This is a genomic window from Phreatobacter sp. AB_2022a (genome assembly GCF_026847585.1).
In the GTDB taxonomy this organism is placed as follows: domain Bacteria; phylum Pseudomonadota; class Alphaproteobacteria; order Rhizobiales; family Phreatobacteraceae; genus Phreatobacter.
Map to the genome: position 1 here is coordinate 49337 of NZ_JAPSET010000039.1, position 17356 is coordinate 66692.

At 68.7% G+C, this 17356-nt stretch carries 15 protein-coding genes; 6 read left to right on the forward strand and 9 right to left on the reverse strand.

Annotated features, from left to right (window positions below; translation table 11 throughout):
* Nucleotides 1-32: 32 nt before the first annotated feature.
* The 4 genes from OZ671_RS23700 to OZ671_RS23715 all read right to left on the reverse strand — a co-directional run bounded on the left by OZ671_RS23700 (nt 33) and on the right by OZ671_RS23715 (nt 3352).
* Nucleotides 33-1403: an MmgE/PrpD family protein gene (locus tag OZ671_RS23700; protein ID WP_268863017.1), complete on the reverse strand. Its 1371-nt coding sequence runs from the start codon at nt 1401-1403 to the stop codon at nt 33-35.
* A gap of 309 nt (nt 1404-1712) precedes the next feature.
* Nucleotides 1713-1910 carry a Trm112 family protein gene (locus OZ671_RS23705; RefSeq protein WP_038303382.1) on the reverse strand — a complete coding sequence of 66 codons (198 nt, stop codon included), beginning with the start codon at nt 1908-1910 and terminating at the stop codon, nt 1713-1715.
* A 102-nt stretch (nt 1911-2012) separates the two neighbouring features.
* Nucleotides 2013-2687 carry an LON peptidase substrate-binding domain-containing protein gene (locus tag OZ671_RS23710; RefSeq protein ID WP_268863018.1) on the reverse strand — a complete coding sequence of 225 codons (675 nt, stop codon included), beginning with the start codon at nt 2685-2687 and terminating at the stop codon, nt 2013-2015.
* An 80-nt stretch (nt 2688-2767) separates the two neighbouring features.
* Nucleotides 2768-3352: a peroxidase-related enzyme gene (locus OZ671_RS23715; RefSeq protein WP_268863019.1), complete on the reverse strand. Its 585-nt coding sequence runs from the start codon at nt 3350-3352 to the stop codon at nt 2768-2770.
* A 186-nt stretch (nt 3353-3538) separates the two neighbouring features.
* Here OZ671_RS23715 and OZ671_RS23720 point away from each other — a divergent pair, with 186 nt between their 5' ends.
* Together OZ671_RS23720 and OZ671_RS23725 are read left to right on the forward strand one after the other, a co-directional pair.
* Nucleotides 3539-8377, forward strand: a complete 4839-nt coding sequence (locus tag OZ671_RS23720; protein WP_268863020.1) for an NAD-glutamate dehydrogenase — start codon at nt 3539-3541, stop codon at nt 8375-8377.
* Nucleotides 8374-9270: an alpha/beta hydrolase family protein gene (locus OZ671_RS23725; RefSeq protein ID WP_268863021.1), complete on the forward strand. Its 897-nt coding sequence runs from the start codon at nt 8374-8376 to the stop codon at nt 9268-9270. The genes OZ671_RS23720 and OZ671_RS23725 overlap by 4 nt, the downstream gene beginning before the upstream one ends.
* Nucleotides 9271-9456: 186 nt before the next feature.
* On the opposite strand, the gene OZ671_RS23730 is transcribed toward OZ671_RS23725, so the two are convergent.
* The 5 genes from OZ671_RS23730 to OZ671_RS23750 form a co-directional block, all read right to left on the reverse strand.
* Entirely contained in the window at nt 9457-9648 is a 192-nt protein-coding gene (locus OZ671_RS23730; RefSeq protein WP_038303334.1) for a hypothetical protein, read from the reverse strand.
* Nucleotides 9649-9751: 103 nt separating this feature from the next.
* Nucleotides 9752-10627, reverse strand: coding sequence for a 3-hydroxybutyryl-CoA dehydrogenase (locus tag OZ671_RS23735; protein ID WP_038303333.1), 876 nt, complete (start codon nt 10625-10627; stop codon nt 9752-9754).
* Nucleotides 10628-10790: 163 nt separating this feature from the next.
* On the reverse strand, nt 10791-11735 hold the full coding sequence (locus OZ671_RS23740; RefSeq protein WP_268863022.1) for an electron transfer flavoprotein subunit alpha/FixB family protein: 945 nt from the start codon (nt 11733-11735) through the stop codon (nt 10791-10793).
* Nucleotides 11735-12484, reverse strand: coding sequence for an electron transfer flavoprotein subunit beta/FixA family protein (locus OZ671_RS23745; RefSeq protein ID WP_038303343.1), 750 nt, complete (start codon nt 12482-12484; stop codon nt 11735-11737). Before OZ671_RS23745 ends, OZ671_RS23740 begins: the two co-directional genes overlap by 1 nt.
* Before the next feature lie 217 nt (nt 12485-12701).
* The gene (locus OZ671_RS23750; protein ID WP_268863023.1) at nt 12702-13514 is read right to left on the reverse strand and encodes an exodeoxyribonuclease III; all 813 of its coding nucleotides are present in this window, start codon (nt 13512-13514) and stop codon (nt 12702-12704) included.
* 165 nt (nt 13515-13679) lie between these two features.
* Here OZ671_RS23750 and OZ671_RS23755 point away from each other — a divergent pair, with 165 nt between their 5' ends.
* The 4 genes from OZ671_RS23755 to OZ671_RS23770 all read left to right on the forward strand — a co-directional run.
* The gene (locus OZ671_RS23755; RefSeq protein ID WP_268863024.1) at nt 13680-13829 is read left to right on the forward strand and encodes a histidine kinase; all 150 of its coding nucleotides are present in this window, start codon (nt 13680-13682) and stop codon (nt 13827-13829) included.
* A gap of 4 nt (nt 13830-13833) precedes the next feature.
* Nucleotides 13834-14766 carry a site-specific tyrosine recombinase XerD gene (locus tag OZ671_RS23760; protein ID WP_268863025.1) on the forward strand — a complete coding sequence of 311 codons (933 nt, stop codon included), beginning with the start codon at nt 13834-13836 and terminating at the stop codon, nt 14764-14766.
* A 174-nt stretch (nt 14767-14940) separates the two neighbouring features.
* Nucleotides 14941-15894 (forward strand): acetyl-CoA carboxylase carboxyltransferase subunit alpha, encoded by a 954-nt coding sequence (locus OZ671_RS23765; RefSeq protein WP_038303327.1) that lies wholly within the window; start codon nt 14941-14943, stop codon nt 15892-15894.
* Between the two features lie 206 nt (nt 15895-16100).
* The coding region (locus OZ671_RS23770; protein ID WP_268863026.1) for a L,D-transpeptidase family protein at nt 16101-17356 on the forward strand (1256 nt) is incomplete at its 3' end.

Sequence of the window (17356 nt, forward strand, 5' to 3'; positions counted from 1 at the left end):
TGCAGCCGCCCGGCGAGGTCCGAAGCCCGGCGTCAGGGGCGGGCGAGAGCCATGAGGCCGGCAATGTCGGAACCGGCATCGAGGCCTTCGACGGCCTCCGCCAGCCGGTGCGCGCGCGCCTCGCCGAGGCGTGGGCCGGCAAGGCTCATGAACTTGCCGCGGATGCGCCGGCCCTGCTCCGCCAGGTCGGCGGCGGGGATGCCGACGTCGTGCCGGGCGGAAAGGCGCCGTCCGTCCTGAAGCTCGACGGTGCATTCCGTCAGCGAATGGCTCCATCCCGGCGGCATCGGGTGGACGACGACCCGGTCGCGCAGGCGCACGAGATCGGGATCGGCGGTCGCTGCATCCGAATAGGTCTGCGGCGCCGCCGTATCGCGGCCGAGCAGGCTCAGGGCGGCGTTGAACCGCAGGCTGAACTTGGCCTCGAGCCCCGTGGCCGGTTCGCGGATATTGCACATCCGGTCCGCGCCGGGCTCGACCATGACGTGGACGGCGGCAATGCTGCCGGGTGCGACGTCGTTGTCGGCGCGCAGCCGCCGCAGCGCCTCGATCGTGCCGTGGGTGCCGAAGCAGGCGGCGTTGAACTTGAACAGGTTGCTGCGGAGGTGAAAGCCGCCAACCGGTGGCCGCAGCGCCGCTTCGGCGTCGAAGTCGTCGCTCTGCGTGGCCGCAAAGCCCTGGACGCATTCGAGAATGTCGGTCCGCGAGGTGAAGCCGCGCGCCGCGAGCCGGCTTGCCATCAGGCCGTTCTCGGCGGCCTTGCCGGCGTGCAGGGGTTTGCACATCGTGCCGAACTGCGCCTTCAGGCCGGCGGCCTGGGTGCCGGCAATGCCGAGGGCGCGCCGTGTCGCCTGCGCGTCGAGATCGAGCAGCCGCGCGCAGGCCGCGGCCGACGCGAAGCTGCCGACCGTCGCCGTGGCGTGGAAGCCGCGCGCATAATGGCTCGGCGCCACCAGGAGGCCGATCATGCCGCCGACTTCGTAGCCGGCGACAAAGGCGGTCAGCAGCGCCGCGCCCGAGGCCCTGCGCTCCTCGGCGAGCGCGAGCAGGCCGGGCAGGACGGCGACGGTCGGATGGCCGCCCATCGCGTAGCTGACGTCGTCATAGTCGAGGGCGTGGCTCGCGGCTCCGTTGACGAGCGCGGCCTGCCGGACGGAGACCTTGAGCGGCTGGCCGACGAGCGTTGCCGCCGGATGGCCGCCGTCATGCAGCGCGTCCTCGGTGAGGATCCGGACCAGATCTTCGTCCCGCGCGGCAATCGTCACGCCGAACCAGTCGAGAATACATTGACGCGAAGTCGTCTTGATATCGTCCGGAAGTTCGTTCCAGGTAATACCTCTGCCGCGCGAAGCAATCCGACTGGTGACATCGCTCGGCAAAGAGGCTTCTACTGCTGGCGCCATGGCCGCTCTTCCTCCCGCGTGTTTTTTGGGAGGATGTCATCGGCCCGGCAGCACCGTCCAGATCCATCATGGGGGGCGGAGCATATATCAGATATATGATGGATCAGGCCCGGATGGCCGGGCGGCGCATGGCGACACATGGCGGTGCGCGACTTTCGCCGATGGGCGGGCCGGTGATGTCCGCAGCCAGGGGCAGGGCGGCCGCCCACGCGTTCCGGCGTCATCTCCGCCGATCGCGAAGGCTCGGAACCGGGGCCGTGTCGAGGCCGGCCCGCATGGGCGGCAGCGGGCTGCGCGCCCCTTGGGCCGTCAGTCCGCCAGCGGCCGCGCTTCTTCCGGCAGCATGATGGGAATGCCGTCGCGGATCGGATAGGCGAGCCGCGCGGCGCGCGAGATCAGCTCGTTGGCTTCGGCGTCGTAGACGAGGCTCGCCTTGGTGACCGGACAGACCAGCACTTCGAGAAGGCGTGGATCGACGGTTCCCGGGCGCGTCGGCGGCACGGCCATGCGCGGGTCGGAAGGCGGCGTCCCGTCCGGGCCGGCGGTCGTCTCGTCATTGCTCATCGTTCGGTCCATTGGCGATGCCGGGCCCTGCGGGCAGCGCGGCAATCAGTTCAGCGAAGGCTTTTCGTCCGATGTCTGGTCCTTGGCAAGGGCGACCTCGGTCACCGCGACCAGCAGCGCCGCGCGCGTCTTCAGGTCGGGTGCCTCCAGGAGCGCCTGTTTCTCACGAACGCCCCAGGGCGACATCATGCAGAGGGCATTGACCAGCGCCTCCGTCGGCGCCCGCCGGATGCCATCCCAGTCCGCTTCCATGTTGTTCGCTTCCAGGAACTCCTTCAGCGCCTTCAGGAGGCTGTCGCGGTCGACCGCCTCCTCGCCGACGCGCGCCTCGAAATCGGCCGCGAAGGACTGGAAGTCGGCCTTGGCCTGCCGGTAGGGCGTGGTCGCGAGGACCTCGCTGACGATCCTGAAACGGGCAATGCCGGTCAGGCTCAGCATGTAGCGGCCGTCGCCGGTCTCGGAGAACTGGGTGATGCGGCCGGCGCAGCCGATATCGGCAAGGGTCGGGCGCTTGGCATCCTCCTCGGCCGGCACGGGCTGCACCATGCCGATGATCCGGTGGCCGGAGGCCAGTGCGTCGTCGATCATGGCAAGATAGCGCGGCTCGAAAATATTGAGCGGCAGCTGGCCACGCGGCAGCAGCAGGGCGCCGGGCAGCGGAAAGACCGGGATGACGTCGGGAAGATCAGCCGGCCCGCGATAGACGGCGTTCATCGCCATGGCTGGGGCTCCGCGAAAACGCAAAGGATACTTCTGGCTGCAATGTAGGCGAAGGGCCGGCGATTGCCAGCCCCGCCGCCTCAGCGGGCGCTCGCGTGATATTCGGCGTTCGGCCGCATGTCGGTCGCCGCGGCGAACCGGTTCGACATGTTGAAGAAGGCCGCGACCGCGCCGATGTCCCAGATGTCGCGGTCGTTGAAGCCGGCGGCGCGCAGGCCCTCCCGGTCGGCATCGCCGACGGTCCAGGGCGTTTCCGTCAGCTTGACGGCGAAATCGAGCATGACGCGCTGGCGCGGCTCGAGTCGCGCGACGCGATAGTTCATGACCAGCTGTTCGCCGAGCACCGGGTCGCCCGAGAGCTGGCGAACCGCCGCCCCATGCGCCACCAGACAGTAGTAGCAGCGGTTCACCGACGACACGGCCACCGCGATCATTTCGCGCTCGAGCTTGCTGAGGCCGGACGGTGCCAGCATCAGGTCGTTGTACATGGCGACGAAAGCCTTGAGCTTGGCAAGGTCGTGGGCATAGACCCTGAGCACGTTCGGCACATAGCCGATCTTGTCGCGGCACTTCTGGAAATAGGCTTCCATTTCCGCGTCGAGCGTCGATTCGGGCAGATCGAGGGCGATCGGCTCCTCGGTCCTGTTCGCGAGCATCTCGCCCATGGCGTTCCTCCCCTGCGCGGTGGCTCCCCTGCGGGCGGCCACGTCTTGATGCGGTCACAGCCTCGTAGCATGACCTCGGCCGCCCTCGGTAGCGGTGGAAATTGTCTTTACGGCAGTCCGATCGCGTGGTCATGCTTGGCCGCCAGGGCCGACAAGAGCAGCCGGTATGAGCCAAGGGAGCAGAGCATGACCAACCGGACCGAGGATGCGAGCGGAACGGCAGGCATCATCGAGCAGGCGACGATCATCCTCAGGGGCACCCTCGGCGACATCCCAGAAAGCTATGTGGCCGATCTGTTCGGGCGGGCCGCGCCCGAAGACGTGGTCGTCTACGATGCGCGCGATCTCGCGAGCCTTGCGGCGGCGAGCTTCGCCAACCTTGCCAGGCGGGCGGCCGGCCAGAGCACGATCCGCCTCGACGATCCCGCGCCGCCCTCGCCGGGCTCGGCGGTCGGCCTGATCACCGTCATCGAGGTGGTCAACGACAACATGCCCTTCCTGGTCGATTCGGTGATGGGCGTGCTGGCCGAGCAGGGCGCCGATATCCGCCTCGTCGCGCATCCGATCATCACCGTCGAGCGCGAGCCGAACGGTGCGCTCTCCGCCTATCGCCGCTTCGAGCACGGCGAGCCGCCCTCGCTGCGCGAAAGCGTCATCCATATCCATGTCGCACGCATCGCCGACGAAGCGCGCCGGGCCGCGCTGGTCGCCGAGCTCGAGGCGACGCTTGCCGACGTGCGCATCTGCGTCGCCGACTGGAAGCCGATGCTGGCCCGTCTCGGCAGCATCATCGACGATCTCAAGAACAACCCGGTCCTGCCGGTCACCGAAATGGCCGAGGGCATCCAGTTCCTGGAATGGCTGGCGGCGAACAACTTCACGCTGCTCGGCCTGCGCGACTATGCCTATGTCGGCGGCCTCGCCGACGGGCAGCTGGAACCGGAATTCGAATCCGGTCTCGGCATACTGCGCGACGAGAATGTGCGCATCCTCAGGCGCGGCACCGAGCTCGTCACCATGACGCCGGAAACGCGCGAATTCCTGATGCAGCCGGTGCCGCTGATCATCACCAAGGCGAATGTGCGCTCGCGCGTGCACCGCCGCGTCCACATGGACTATATCGGCGTCAAGCGGTTCGACCGCTCCGGCGAGCTGGTCGGCGAGCTGCGCATCGTCGGCCTGTTCACCTCGACCGTCTATACCCGTTCGGCCAAGACCATCCCCTACCTCCGGCGCAAGGTGGAGAAGGTGCTCGCCCGCGCCGGCTTCGATCCCGACGGCCATTCCGGCAAGGCCCTGGTCAACGTGCTGGAAAGCTACCCGCGCGACGAGCTGTTCCAGATCGACGACCAGACGCTGTTCTCCCATTCGCTGCTGGTGCTGCAGCTCGACGAGCGGCCGCGCGTGCGCGTGCTGGCGCGGGCGGACCGGTTCGACCGCTTCGTCTCGATCCTCGTCTATGTTCCGCGCGACCGCTACGACACGACGGTGCGCGCCCAGATCGGGCAATATCTCGCCGGCGCCTTCAAGGGGCGGATTTCGGCCTTCTATCCCTATTATCCCGACGGCACGCTGACCCGCATCCACTACATCATCGGTCGCGACGACGGCGCGACGCCGCAGGTCGAGCGCGCCGTGCTGGAAAGCGCCGTCACGCGCATCGTGAGAAGCTGGAGCGACGGGCTCGGCCAGGCCCTCACCCTCGCCCACGATCCGGGCAAGGCGACGACCCTCGTCGGCCGCTATCGCGACGCGTTCTCGGCGGCCTATCGCGAGGCGGTGACGCCGGAGACCGCGATCGGCGATATCCGGATCATCGAGGGCCTGTCCGAGCAGCGCCCGATCGCCATCGACTTCTATCGCTCGGAGCCGGCTAACAAGGCCGAGGCCGGCCTGAAAGTGTTCGCCCGCGGCAATCCGATCCCGCTGTCGCAGCGGGTGCCGATCCTGGAGGCCATGGGCTTCGCCGTGGTCGACGAGCGCACCTACGAGGTGATGCCGGCCGGCGGCGGTTCGGAGATCATCTGGCTGCACGACATGTCGCTGACCCGTCCGGGCGGTGCGGTGATCGATCTCGAAGCGCTGGACGACAAGCTCGAGGCGGCGCTGATGGCGGTCATGCGCGGCGAAGCCGAAAGCGACGGCTTCAACGCCCTGACGCTGGAGGCCGCGCTCGGCTGGCGCGACGTCGCGCTGATCCGCACGCTCGCCCGCGTGCTCTGGCAGATCCGCCTGCCGTTCAGCCAGGACTATCTGTGGACCACGCTGCGCAAGCACGCGAGCGTCACCAAGGGCGTGGTGCTGATGTTCCACCTGCGCTTCGATCCGCGCCTGGCGCTGTCGATCGAGGAACGGCAGGTGAAGCAGCAGGAGATCGTCACGCGGCTCGAGGAGGCGCTCGGCCATGTCTCGGTGCTGGACGAGGACCGCATCCTGCGCGGCTTCATCAATCTGGTCCAGGCCGCGGTGCGCACCAATTTCTACCAGATCGGGCAGGACGGCCGGGTCCGGCCGACGATCGCCATCAAGTTCGAATCGAAGCGCATCGACGGTCTGCCCGCGCCGAAGCCGCTCTACGAGATCTTCGTCTATTCGCCGCGGGTCGAGGGTGTGCATCTGCGCTTCGGCAAGGTCGCGCGCGGCGGCCTGCGCTGGTCCGACCGGCCGCAGGATTTCCGCACCGAGGTGCTCGGCCTCGTCAAGGCGCAGCAGGTGAAGAACGCGGTGATCGTGCCGGTCGGCGCCAAGGGCGGCTTCGTGCCGAAGCGCCTGCCGCCGGTCACCCAGCGCGATGCCTGGCTCGCCGAGGGCACCGAGGCCTATCGCATCTTCGTGCGTTCGCTCCTGCAGCTCACCGACAACATCACCGCGCAGGGCATCGAGCCGCCGGCCGATACCGTCCGCCATGACGATGACGATCCCTATCTGGTGGTGGCGGCCGACAAGGGAACGGCGACCTTTTCCGACACGGCCAACGGCCTGTCGGAGGAGAAGGGCCATTGGCTCGGCGATGCCTTCGCCTCCGGCGGCAGCCAGGGCTACGACCACAAGGGCATGGGCATCACCGCCCGCGGTGCCTGGGAGGCCGTGAAGCGGCATTTCCGCGAGATGGGCGTCGATATCGGCGTGACGCCCTTCACGGTCGCCGGCGTCGGCGACATGTCGGGCGACGTGTTCGGCAACGGCATGCTGCTGGAAAAGACCATCCGCCTCAACGCCGCCTTCGACCATCGCGACATCTTCCTCGATCCGGATCCGGACCCGGCGAAGTCCTGGGCCGAGCGCAAGCGGCTGTTCGACCTGCCACGCTCGTCCTGGGTCGACTACGACAAGGCTCTCATCTCGGAAGGCGGCGGCGTCTATTCGCGGTCGTCGAAGTCGATCACGCTTTCGGCCCATGCCCAGGTCATGCTCGGCCTGCCGAGGCCCGAGGCGACGCCGCAGGAGGTGATGAACGCCATCCTGAAAATGCCGGTCGATCTGCTCTGGTTCGGCGGCATCGGCACCTATGTGCGCGGCAGCGCGGAGACCAACGACCAGGCCGGCGACCGCGCCAACGACGCGATCCGCATCACCGGGCTCGACATCCGGGCCAAGGTGGTGGGCGAGGGCGCCAATCTCGGCGTGACCCAGAAGGGCCGCATCGAGGCGGGCCGGCGCGGCGTGCGCATCAATACCGATGCGATCGACAACTCCGCCGGCGTCAACACCTCGGACGTCGAGGTCAACATCAAGATCGCGCTGAAGACGCCGGAGACCGACGGTCGGCTCAGCCTGGACGATCGCAACCGCCTGCTCGCTGAGATGACCGAGGAGGTGGGCCAGCTCGTGCTGCGCAACAACTATCTGCAGACCCTGGCCCTGTCGCTGTCGCAGAAGCGTGGCCTGGAGGAGCTCGGCTTCCAGCAGCGGCTGATGCAGAGCCTGGAGACCCAGGGCAAGCTCGACCGCGCGGTGGAATATCTGCCCGACGAGGCTGAGCTCGCCGAGCGCCGGCGCAGTGGCGACCCGCTGACCCGGCCGGAGCTGGCGGTGCTGCTCGCCTATGCCAAGCTCGATCTCTACGACGATCTGCTCGCCTCCAGCGTGCCGGACGATCCCTATCTTGGCCGCGAGCTCGTGCGCTACTTCCCGCGGCCGATCCAGGACCGTTTCCCCGACGCCATCGAAGGCCACCGGCTGCGCCGCGAGATCATCGCGACGGGGCTCGCCAATTCGATGATCAACCGTGGCGGCCCGACCTTCGTGGTGCGCCTGGCCGACCAGACCGGCGCCGACGTCTCCACCATCGCCTCGGCCTTCGCGGCCGTGCGCGACGCCTATGGCATGACCGCGCTCAACACCGAGCTCGACGGCCTCGACAACAGGATCGCCGGCAGCCTGCAGCTCGATCTCTACGCACAGATCCAGAATCTGCTGATCGACCGGGTCGTCTGGTTCATCCGCAACGTCGATCTGAGCAAAGGCCTCGCCGACGTGGTGGCCCACCACCGGGCCGGCATCGAGGCGGTGGCGGCAAGCCTCGACACGGCGCTGCCGCCGGACGCCGCGGCCGCGCGGGCGGCGCGCACGGCCGAGCTGCAGGGCGCCGGCGTGCCGGATCCGCTGGCCGGTGTGCTGGCGAGCCTCGACCATCTCGCCACCGCGCCCGACATCGTCGCGGTCGCCGACGAGACCGGCCGGCCGGTGGCCGAGGTCGCCGCCACCACCTTCGCCGCTGCGGCCGTGTTCAAGCTCGACGCGGTGAAGACCGCGGCGCGGGCGATCACGGTGACCGACTATTTCGACCGGCTGGCGCTCGACCGGGCGCTCGATGGCATCGCCAACGCCGAGCGGCGCATCACCGCCGACATGGTCAATGGCGGCGACGTCGTCGGCGACGAGGCCGTGGCCGCCTGGATGGCGGTGCACGGGGCGCGCGCCGAGCGCATTCGCACGGCGGTGTCGGAGATCGCCGGCTCGGGCCTCACCGTCTCCAAGGCGACGGTCGCGGCGAGCCTGCTCGGCGATCTCGTGCGGGGATGAGGCCGGGCGCGGGTATCGGCCGGCGGATGTGGCTCGCCGGCCTCGTCCAGCTGGTCGTGCTGCTGGCCGGCCTCGGCGGGGCGGCAGCCGAGACCGCCGGGCCCGAAGGCGCTGAGGGCTCGCCCCACCGCGAGCAGGTCTGGCGCATCCCGCATCCGGCCGACGAGGGCCGGACGATCGCGGCGCTGGTCTACCGGCCGCGCGACGATGCACCGCGCCGTCTCGTGGTGATGACCCACCACACCTCGGGCGATGCGGCGCGCAACCGCGAGCCGCGGCACGGTGTCTACGCACATGCGGTCAACTGGTTCGTCGAGCGCGGCTATGTCGTGGCGGTGGTGCATCGGCGCGGCTACGGCCTGAGCGGCGGCGAGCGGGCCGAACGTTTCGCCTGCCGGCGGCCGAGCCATGTCGCGGGCGGCCGGGCGGATGCCGCCGATGTCGCGGCCGCGGTCGACGCCCTGACGGCGCAGCCTTTCGTGCGCGACGACGGCGTCATCGCCATCGGCCAGTCGACCGGGGGCTGGGCCATGCTGGCGCTCGCCGCGGAGAACCACCCGGCGGTGGCCGGCATCATCAATTTCGCCGGCGGCCGTCTCGGCCGGTCCGGCGAGACCGGCCAGACCTGTGCTCTCGACGAACTGGTGCGCGACGCGGCCGTGCTGGGGCGGCGGGCGCGCACGCCCATGCTCTGGCTCTACAGCGCCAACGACCGGTCGTTTCCACCGGTGCTGGCGCGCCGGCTGCACCAGGCCTTCACCCGCGCCGGCGGCGCGGCGGAGTTCGTCGCCCTGCCGGATTTCGTCCATGACGGACACGCGCTGCTGCCCGATCCGCGCGGCCTCGACCTCTGGGAGCCGCCGGTGGAACGCTTCATCCTGCGGTTTCGCTGAGGCGCAATCATGTGGCGCACTGCGTTCCGCGTGCGCTTCGGCGCCCGGCACGGTCGTTCCATCGCGGTCTCACGCGCTGCAGCGAGCCTCGAACCACGGCAATGCCGGCTGCTGGACGTATCGACCTGAAACGCGGCGTGCGGCGCTGCCGTGGCGTCCTTGCCCGCGATCGCGGACAGCCCGTCGTCAGGCGGTCTTGTCGACGATCAGCCCAGTGCCGGGAGCGGGGGCCGGCGCCGCCTGGGCGGCATTGGCGAGCAGGGCGACCAGTTCCTGATCGGCCTTGACCTCCTGGCGCACCATGGCCGCCTGAAGCCCGATCTGGGTGCGATCCATGGCCATGCCGACCATGGCTCCGACGATGCTGTCAGTCGACATCGCGCGATCCTTCGCCTGCGCGCCCGCATCCGTGCGGGCTCGTGCAAGAGCTAACCGCCGCGGCTTAACGAAGCCTTGGCACGATCGCTGAAAGAGGCGGGTATCAGCGGGTCGGAACCGGCCGTTCGCCGCGATAGTCGTAGAAGCCGCGCTGGGTCTTCCGCCCGAGCCAGCCGGCCTCGACATATTTCACCAGCAGCGGGCAGGGCCGGTACTTGGAATCGGCGAGACCTTCGTAGAGCACCTGCATGACCGACAGGCAGGTATCGAGGCCGATGAAGTCGGCGAGCTGCAGCGGGCCCATCGGATGATTGGCGCCGAGCCGCATGCCGGTATCGATCGCCTCCACCGAGCCGACGCCCTCATAGAGGGTGTAGATCGCCTCGTTGATCATCGGCAGGAGGATGCGGTTGACGATGAAGGCCGGGAAATCCTCGGCCACCGCCACCGTCTTGCCGAGCCGGCTGACGAAGGCCTTGGAGGCTTCGAAGGTCTCGTCCTCGGTCGCGATGCCGCGGATCAGCTCGACGAGCTGCATGACCGGCACCGGATTCATGAAGTGGATGCCGATGAAGCGCTCGGGCCGGTCGGTCGCGGAGGCGAGCCGGGTGATCGAGATCGACGAGGTGTTGCTCGCCAGGATCGCGTCGGGGCGGACGACCGGCACCACCGACTGGAAGATCTTGACCTTGACCTGCTCGTTCTCGGTCGCGGCCTCGATGACCATGTCGCAGTCGCCGAAATCGTCGAGCTTGGGGCCGGGCGTGATGCGCAGCAGCGCCTGCTGGCGCTCTTCCTCGGAGATCAGGTTCTTGGAGAGCTGGCGGCTCATATTGCCATTGATGGTGGCGAGCCCCGACCGGATCCGGTCCTCCGACAGATCGTGCAGCACCACGTCGATGCCCGAGAGCGCCGCGACATGCGCGATCCCGTTGCCCATCTGTCCGGCGCCGATTACGCCGATCTTTCTGATGTCCATGGCTACACCTGGCAACCGTCACGCCGGGGCGTGAGACGGCACGAATCCATCTAAACTCAGCGACATCTCTACGACGGTCCGCCGTACGATGCCACCGGCATCATAATAGAGACAAGGGCGGGCCGCCAGGAAGGCGCCCCGCCCAGGCCTCAAGGTCGCAACCTTACTTGCCGATTGCGGCAAGTTCCTTTTCGAGCTCGGGCAGGACGGTGAAGAGATCGCCCACCAGGCCGTAGTCGGCCACCTGGAAGATCGGCGCCTCCTCGTCCTTGTTGATGGCGACGATCACCTTGGAGTCCTTCATGCCGGCGAGATGCTGGATCGCGCCGGAAATGCCGACGGCGATGTAGAGCTCGGGCGCCACGACCTTGCCGGTCTGACCGACCTGCCAGTCGTTCGGCGCGTAGCCCGCGTCGACCGCGGCGCGCGAGGCGCCCATGGCGGCGCCGAGCTTGTCGGCCACCGGCTCGATCACCTTCGTGAAGGCTTCCTTGGAGCCGAGCGCGCGGCCGCCGGAAATGATGATCTTGGCGGCGCCGAGCTCCGGCCGGTCCGACTTCGACAGCTCCTCGCCGACGAAGCTCGACAGGCCCGGGTCGGTCGCGGGGGCGGCCGTCTCGACCGGGGCGCTGCCGCCGGCTCCGGCCGCCTGGAACGAGGCGGTGCGCACGGTGATGACCTTGGTCGCGTCGCTCGACTGCACCGTCTGCAGCGCATTGCCGGCGTAGATCGGCCGCTCGAACGTGTCGGGCGCGATCACCTTGACGATGTCGGAGATCTGCATGACGTCGAGCAGGGCGGCGACGCGCGGCAGGATGTTCTTGCCGTTGGACGTGGCCGGCGCGACGATGTTGGCATAGCCCGGGGCGAGCGAGACGATCAGCGCGGCGGTCGGCTCGGCGAGCAGATGCTCATAGGCCGGGTTGTCGACGACGAGCACCTTGGCGACGCCCTCGAGCTTGGCGGCGGCCTCGGCCGCACCGGCGCAGCCGGAGCCGGCGACCAGCACGGTGACCGGGGCGCCGAGCGCGACCGCGGCGGTGAGCGCCTTGGCGGTCGGATCCTTGATCGTGGCGTTGTCGTGTTCCGCGAGGAGAAGGGTCGACATCAGAGCACCCCGGCTTCGTTCTTCAGTTTCGCGACGAGTTCGGCCACCGAACCCACCTTCACGCCGGCCTTGCGGCCGCCCGGCTCGACGGTCTTCAGGACCTTCAGGCGCGGGGCGACATCGACGCCGTAGGCGTCCGGCGTCTTCTCGTCGATCGGCTTCTTCTTCGCCTTCATGATGTTCGGCAGCGAGGCGTAGCGCGGCTCGTTGAGGCGCAGGTCGGTGGTGACGATCGCCGGCAGCTTCAGCTTGACCGTCTGCAGGCCGCCGTCGACCTCACGGGTGACCGAGACCGCATCGGCGCCGAGCTCGACCTTGGAGGCGAAGGAGCCCTGACCCCAGCCGAGCAGGGCGCCCAGCATCTGGCCGGTCTGGTTGGAATCGTCGTCGATCGCCTGCTTGCCGAGAATGACGAGGCCCGGAGCCTCCTCGCCGATCACGCCCTTGAGGATCTTGGCGACGGCCAGCGGCTCGACGGTCGCGTCGGTCTTCACATGGATGCCGCGGTCGGCGCCCATGGCGAGACCGGTGCGGATGGTCTCGGCGGCTCCCTGCGGACCGATCGAGACGACCACCACTTCGGTCGCCGCGCCCTTCTCCTTCAGGCGCAGGGCCTCCTCGACGGCGATCTCGTCGAAGGGGTTCATCGACATCTTCACATTGGCGAGCTCGACCCCCGAGCCGTCGGGCTTCACGCGGATCTTCACATTGTAGTCGACAACCCGCTTCACGGGCACAAGGATCTTCATCATGTCCCTCCCCGAAACAGGCGCAATTGCCGTTCGGATGTTCGGTTTTCAGGCCATTCGAGCCGGGCGGGCACCCTAGAAGCGGGTCCGCGGGGTGTCAACGAAACGGCCGGTCCTGCCCCATAGGGCGTTCGGATGATGCAATGCAACAGAAACCGTCCGGCGGCCTGTGCCGGCTCCGTCCCCGGGCGGGCGCCCCGCGCGCCCGAAGGCCCTGTCAGAGGTCGAGGGTGGCGATGACCGGAACGTGGTCGGAGGGCCTCGTCCAGCCGCGCGCGTCGCGGACGATCTCGAAGCCGCGCATGGCCTGTCCGAGCGCCGGGCTCAGCCAGACGTGGTCGAGCCGCCGGCCCTTGTTGGCCGCCACCCAGTCGGCCGAGCGATAGCTCCACCACGTGTAGAGCTTCTCCGGCTCCGGGGTCAGCGTCCGCATCATGTCGACCCATCCGCCCGTGGTCGCGACCTCGGTCAGCCGGCGCCGCTCGATCGGCGTGTGCGAGACGACGTTGCGCAACTGGCGCGAGCTCCAGACGTCATGTTCGAGCGGGGCGATGTTGAGATCGCCGACCAGCACCGTCCGGCTCGTGCCGGCGCCGACCCTCAGCGCGTCCCAGCCTTCCATCTCGTCGAGGAAGCCGAGCTTGTGGGCGAACTTGTCGTTGATCGCCGGGTCGGGTTCGTCGCCGCCGGCAGGAACATAGAAGTTGTGGATGCGCGTGCCGGCCGCCGGGCCGTCCGCCAGCGTCACGGCGACGTGGCGCGCGTCGTTCTTGCCGCAGAAGGCCTTGCGCTCGATGTCGCCGAGCGCGAAGCGCGAGAGCACGGCGACGCCGTGATAGCCCTTCTGGCCGTGAACGGCGACATGGTTGAAGCCCATCTTCCTGATGTCCGCGAGCGGAAACTGCCCGTCCTGGCACTTGGTCTCCTGCAGGCACAGGACGTCCGGCCGGTAGGTCTCGGCGAAGCGGGCGACGGTATCGATGCGCAGGCGCACCGAATTGATGTTCCATGTGGCGATCGTCAGCGGCATTGCGATCCTCGGGCGGGCGGGCCGCCGGACCATAGAGAGCGCCGCCGCCGCCGGGAAGCCTCGGTGCGCCGGTCATGCACCGTTTCGCCGCGGCGCTTGCGGCGCAGAACCATTCGTGGTCAGTCTCGGCTGCTCCACATGCCGATCCGAGGGGCTTTTCTCCGCATGCCGACCCTGACGCGCTTCCTCGTCATCATGCTGGTGCTCGGTGGCCTCGTCTTCTCGGGCATGCTGGCGCTCGCCTATCTGGTCGAGCCGGCCTCGCGCGAGATGACGGTGACCATCCCGGCGAACCGCCTGCAGCCGCGCCGGTGAGCCGATGGCGCGTGCCTCCCGCGAGATCGATCTCTTCCTCGACATGATGGCGGCCGAGCGGGGCGCCGCGGCCAATACCCTCAGCGCCTACCGGCGCGACCTCGACGATTATGCCGAATTCCTCGCCGGCGAAGGCATTGCGCCGAAGGCGGCGACCACCGAGGCGATCCGCGCCTATCTCGCCGACTGTGCCGGGCGTGGGCTGAAGACCGCCTCGGTCGCCCGCCGGCTGTCGGCGGTGCGCCAGCTGCACCGCTTTCTTTATGGCGAGGGCCTGTGCCCTGAGGATCCGGCGGCGGTGCTGGAAGGGCCGAAGCGGGGCCGGCCGCTGCCCAAGGTCCTCAAGGCGGACGAGGTCGACCGGCTCCTGAAGGTCGCGCATGAAGGCCTCGACGATGCCGCCCGGCCGCTGGGCGACCGGCTGAAGGCGGCGCGGATGGCCGCCCTTCTGGAACTGCTCTATGCCAGCGGCCTGCGCATTTCCGAGCTGGTCGGCCTGCCGGTCGCGGCGGCCCGGCGCGACCAGCGCTTCCTGATCGTGCGCGGCAAGGGCAACAAGGAGCGCATCGTGCCGCTCAACCAGGCGGCGAAGGACGCGATCGCCGTCTATCTGGGACTTCGCGAGGAGGCCGGGCTCGGCCCGTCGAAATGGCTGTTCCCGTCCTCGGGCGAGAGCGGCCATCTGACGCGGCAATATGTCGGCCGCGAGCTGAAGCAGGTGGCCTCGGCGGCCGGGCTGCCGGCGGCCAAGGTCAGTCCGCACGTCCTGCGCCACGCCTTTGCGAGCCACCTCCTGCAGAACGGGGCTGATCTGCGCTCGGTGCAGCAATTGCTCGGCCATGCCGACATCGCGACGACGCAGATCTATACGCATGTCCTGGACGAGCGGCTCGCCGGCCTCGTCCGCGACCTGCACCCGCTCGCCGACGAGGATTGAGGCTTCCGCTGCGGCCGGGCGCGCGGCTTTCGATCGTCGGCAAACCGTTAAAATCGCAAGACCTTTGCCGTTTGCGGACCGTCGTCCCTTGACTTCCGCCCCCCACAAGGGCCATTTCCTCGCCCTCCGCCGGACGTCGTCCGGCCCTCAAAGCTTGGGCTCGATCCGTACCCGATGCGTAGCTATCTCGATTTCGAAAAGCCGATCGCCGAACTCGAATCCAAGGTCGAGGAGCTGCGCGAGGTCGCCACGCGCGATGGGGGCGTCTCGATCGCCGAGGAGATCGCGCGCCTGGAGCAGAAGGCCGACCAGGCGCTGAAGGACCTCTACGGCAACCTCACGCCCTGGCAGAAGATGCTGGTGGCGCGCCATCCGGCGCGCCCGCATACGCTCGACTATATCGCCAAGCTGATCGAGGACTTCACGCCGCTCGCCGGCGACCGCGTGTTCGGCGAGGACGAGGCGATCGTCGGCGGCTTCGGCCGTTTCCGGGGCCAGAGCGTCTGCATTCTCGGCCATGAGCGCGGCGACACGACCGAAACGCGCATCCGGCACAATTTCGGCATGGCCCGGCCCGAGGGCTACCGCAAGGCGGCGCGCCTGATGGAGACCGCCGAGCGCTTCGGCATTCCGGTGATCTCGCTGGTCGATACGGCCGGCGCCTATCCCGGCATCGGCGCGGAGGAGCGCGGCCAGGCCGAGGCCATCGCGCGCTCGACCGACCGCAGCCTGATGCTCGGCGTGCCCAACCTGGCCGTGGTGATCGGCGAGGGCGGCTCGGGCGGGGCGATCGCGATCGCCGCGACCAACCGCGTGCTCATGCTGGAACACGCGATCTACAGCGTCATTTCGCCCGAGGGCGCCGCATCGATCCTCTGGCGCGACACCGCCAAGGCCCAGGACGCGGCGACCAACATGAAGATCACCGCCCAGGACCTTCTGCGCTTCGGCGTGATCGACCAGATCGTCGCCGAGCCGGTCGGCGGCGCCCATCGCGACCCCGATTCGACCATTCTGCGGGTCGGCGACGCGCTGGAACAGGGCCTGAAGCAGCTGGCCGGCCAGTCTCCCGAGGAGATCCGGCGGCTCCGGCGCGAGAAGTTCCTGGCCATCGGCCGCACGGCCTGAGCCGCCGGAGCGCCGCGCCCGGCCTGTTGCCTCGGCCGCCGTTTCACGTAGAATTCATTAACCGTTCGTCGCGTTTCAGGCATCTTGCGGTAACTGCGGGTTGACGCTAACGGTCTCCGATAAGGGTCCCTTAAGGATCACAGGCGTCAGACTGACACCGCAATTGGGCGGATTTGCCCTCAGTCGGGAGCAGAGCATTGCGTCACATGGCTCGAGCCGCCTCGGTGGCATCGCGGACCAGGGGCTTGAGGCTGTTCGCTTCGGCGGCCGTGATGGCGCTCGCTCTGGCCGCCTGCCAGGACAGCACCATGTCGCGGTCCAATCCCAACCGTGGCAATATCGCGCTGTCCCAGGCCGTGATGGCCGAGCTGCAGGCCAAGGGCATGACCAGCACCTCGCCGGTGCTGATGCGCATCTTCAAGCAGGAAGCCGAGCTCGAGGTCTGGAAGCGCGACGCCACCGGCCGCTACGCGCTCTTCAAGATCTACCCGATCTGCCAATATTCCGGCGAGCTGGGTCCGAAGGTGCGCGAGGGCGATCGCCAGTCGCCGGAGGGCTTCTACAATATCACTCCGGGCCTGATGAACCCGAACTCGTCCTATTATCTCGCCTTCAACATGGGCTTCCCGAACGCCTTCGACCGGGCCCATGGCCGGACCGGCTCGCATCTCATGGTCCATGGCGACTGCTCGTCGCGCGGCTGCTACGCGATGACCGACGAGGCGATCGCCGAGGTCTATGCGCTGGCGCGCGACGCGCTGCGCGGCGGCCAGGAGACCTTCCAGGTCCAGGCCTATCCGTTCCGCATGACGCCGCGCAATCTCGCCCGGCACCGCAACAATCCGAACATGGCCTTCTGGCGCAACCTGAAGGAAGGCTACGATCATTTCGAGGTGACGCGGCAGGAGCCGCAGGTCGACGTCTGCGAGCGCCGCTACGTGTTCAATGCGGTTTCGCCGAACTCCTCGCTCGCCCAGGGCGCCACCCGCGAAATGATCGGCACCGATCCCTGGGCCGGCACGCGCGCCGGCCGGTCGGCGACGGCGGCGGTCTCGACCTCCGCGGCCGTGCCGGTGTCGATCAACGATCCGGCCCAGCCGGTCGCGGCATCGGCCGCGCCGAGCAGCATTCCGGCCCGCAGCGTGCGCAGCCGTCTCACCGCGGTGAGCGGCGATGGCGCGGCCCGGCCGTCGTTCCAGGCCGCCTCCGCCTGCCCGCCGCATGTCGTGCCGGCGGCGATCCGCCAGGCGGTCGCGGCCAAGAACGCCCGCGACATGGCCCAGGTCGCAAGCCTCACCGGCCAGGTCGAGGCAGCTCCTGCCCGTTCCGGCATCGACGGCGGCACCAACCAGCGCTTTGCCGACCGCTTCGCCAATCGGCGCATCCGCATCGGCTCCAGCGAGCCGAGCTTCTCGCTGGCGAGCCAGGATTCGACCCCCGTGACCCTGCCGACCGCCGGCAC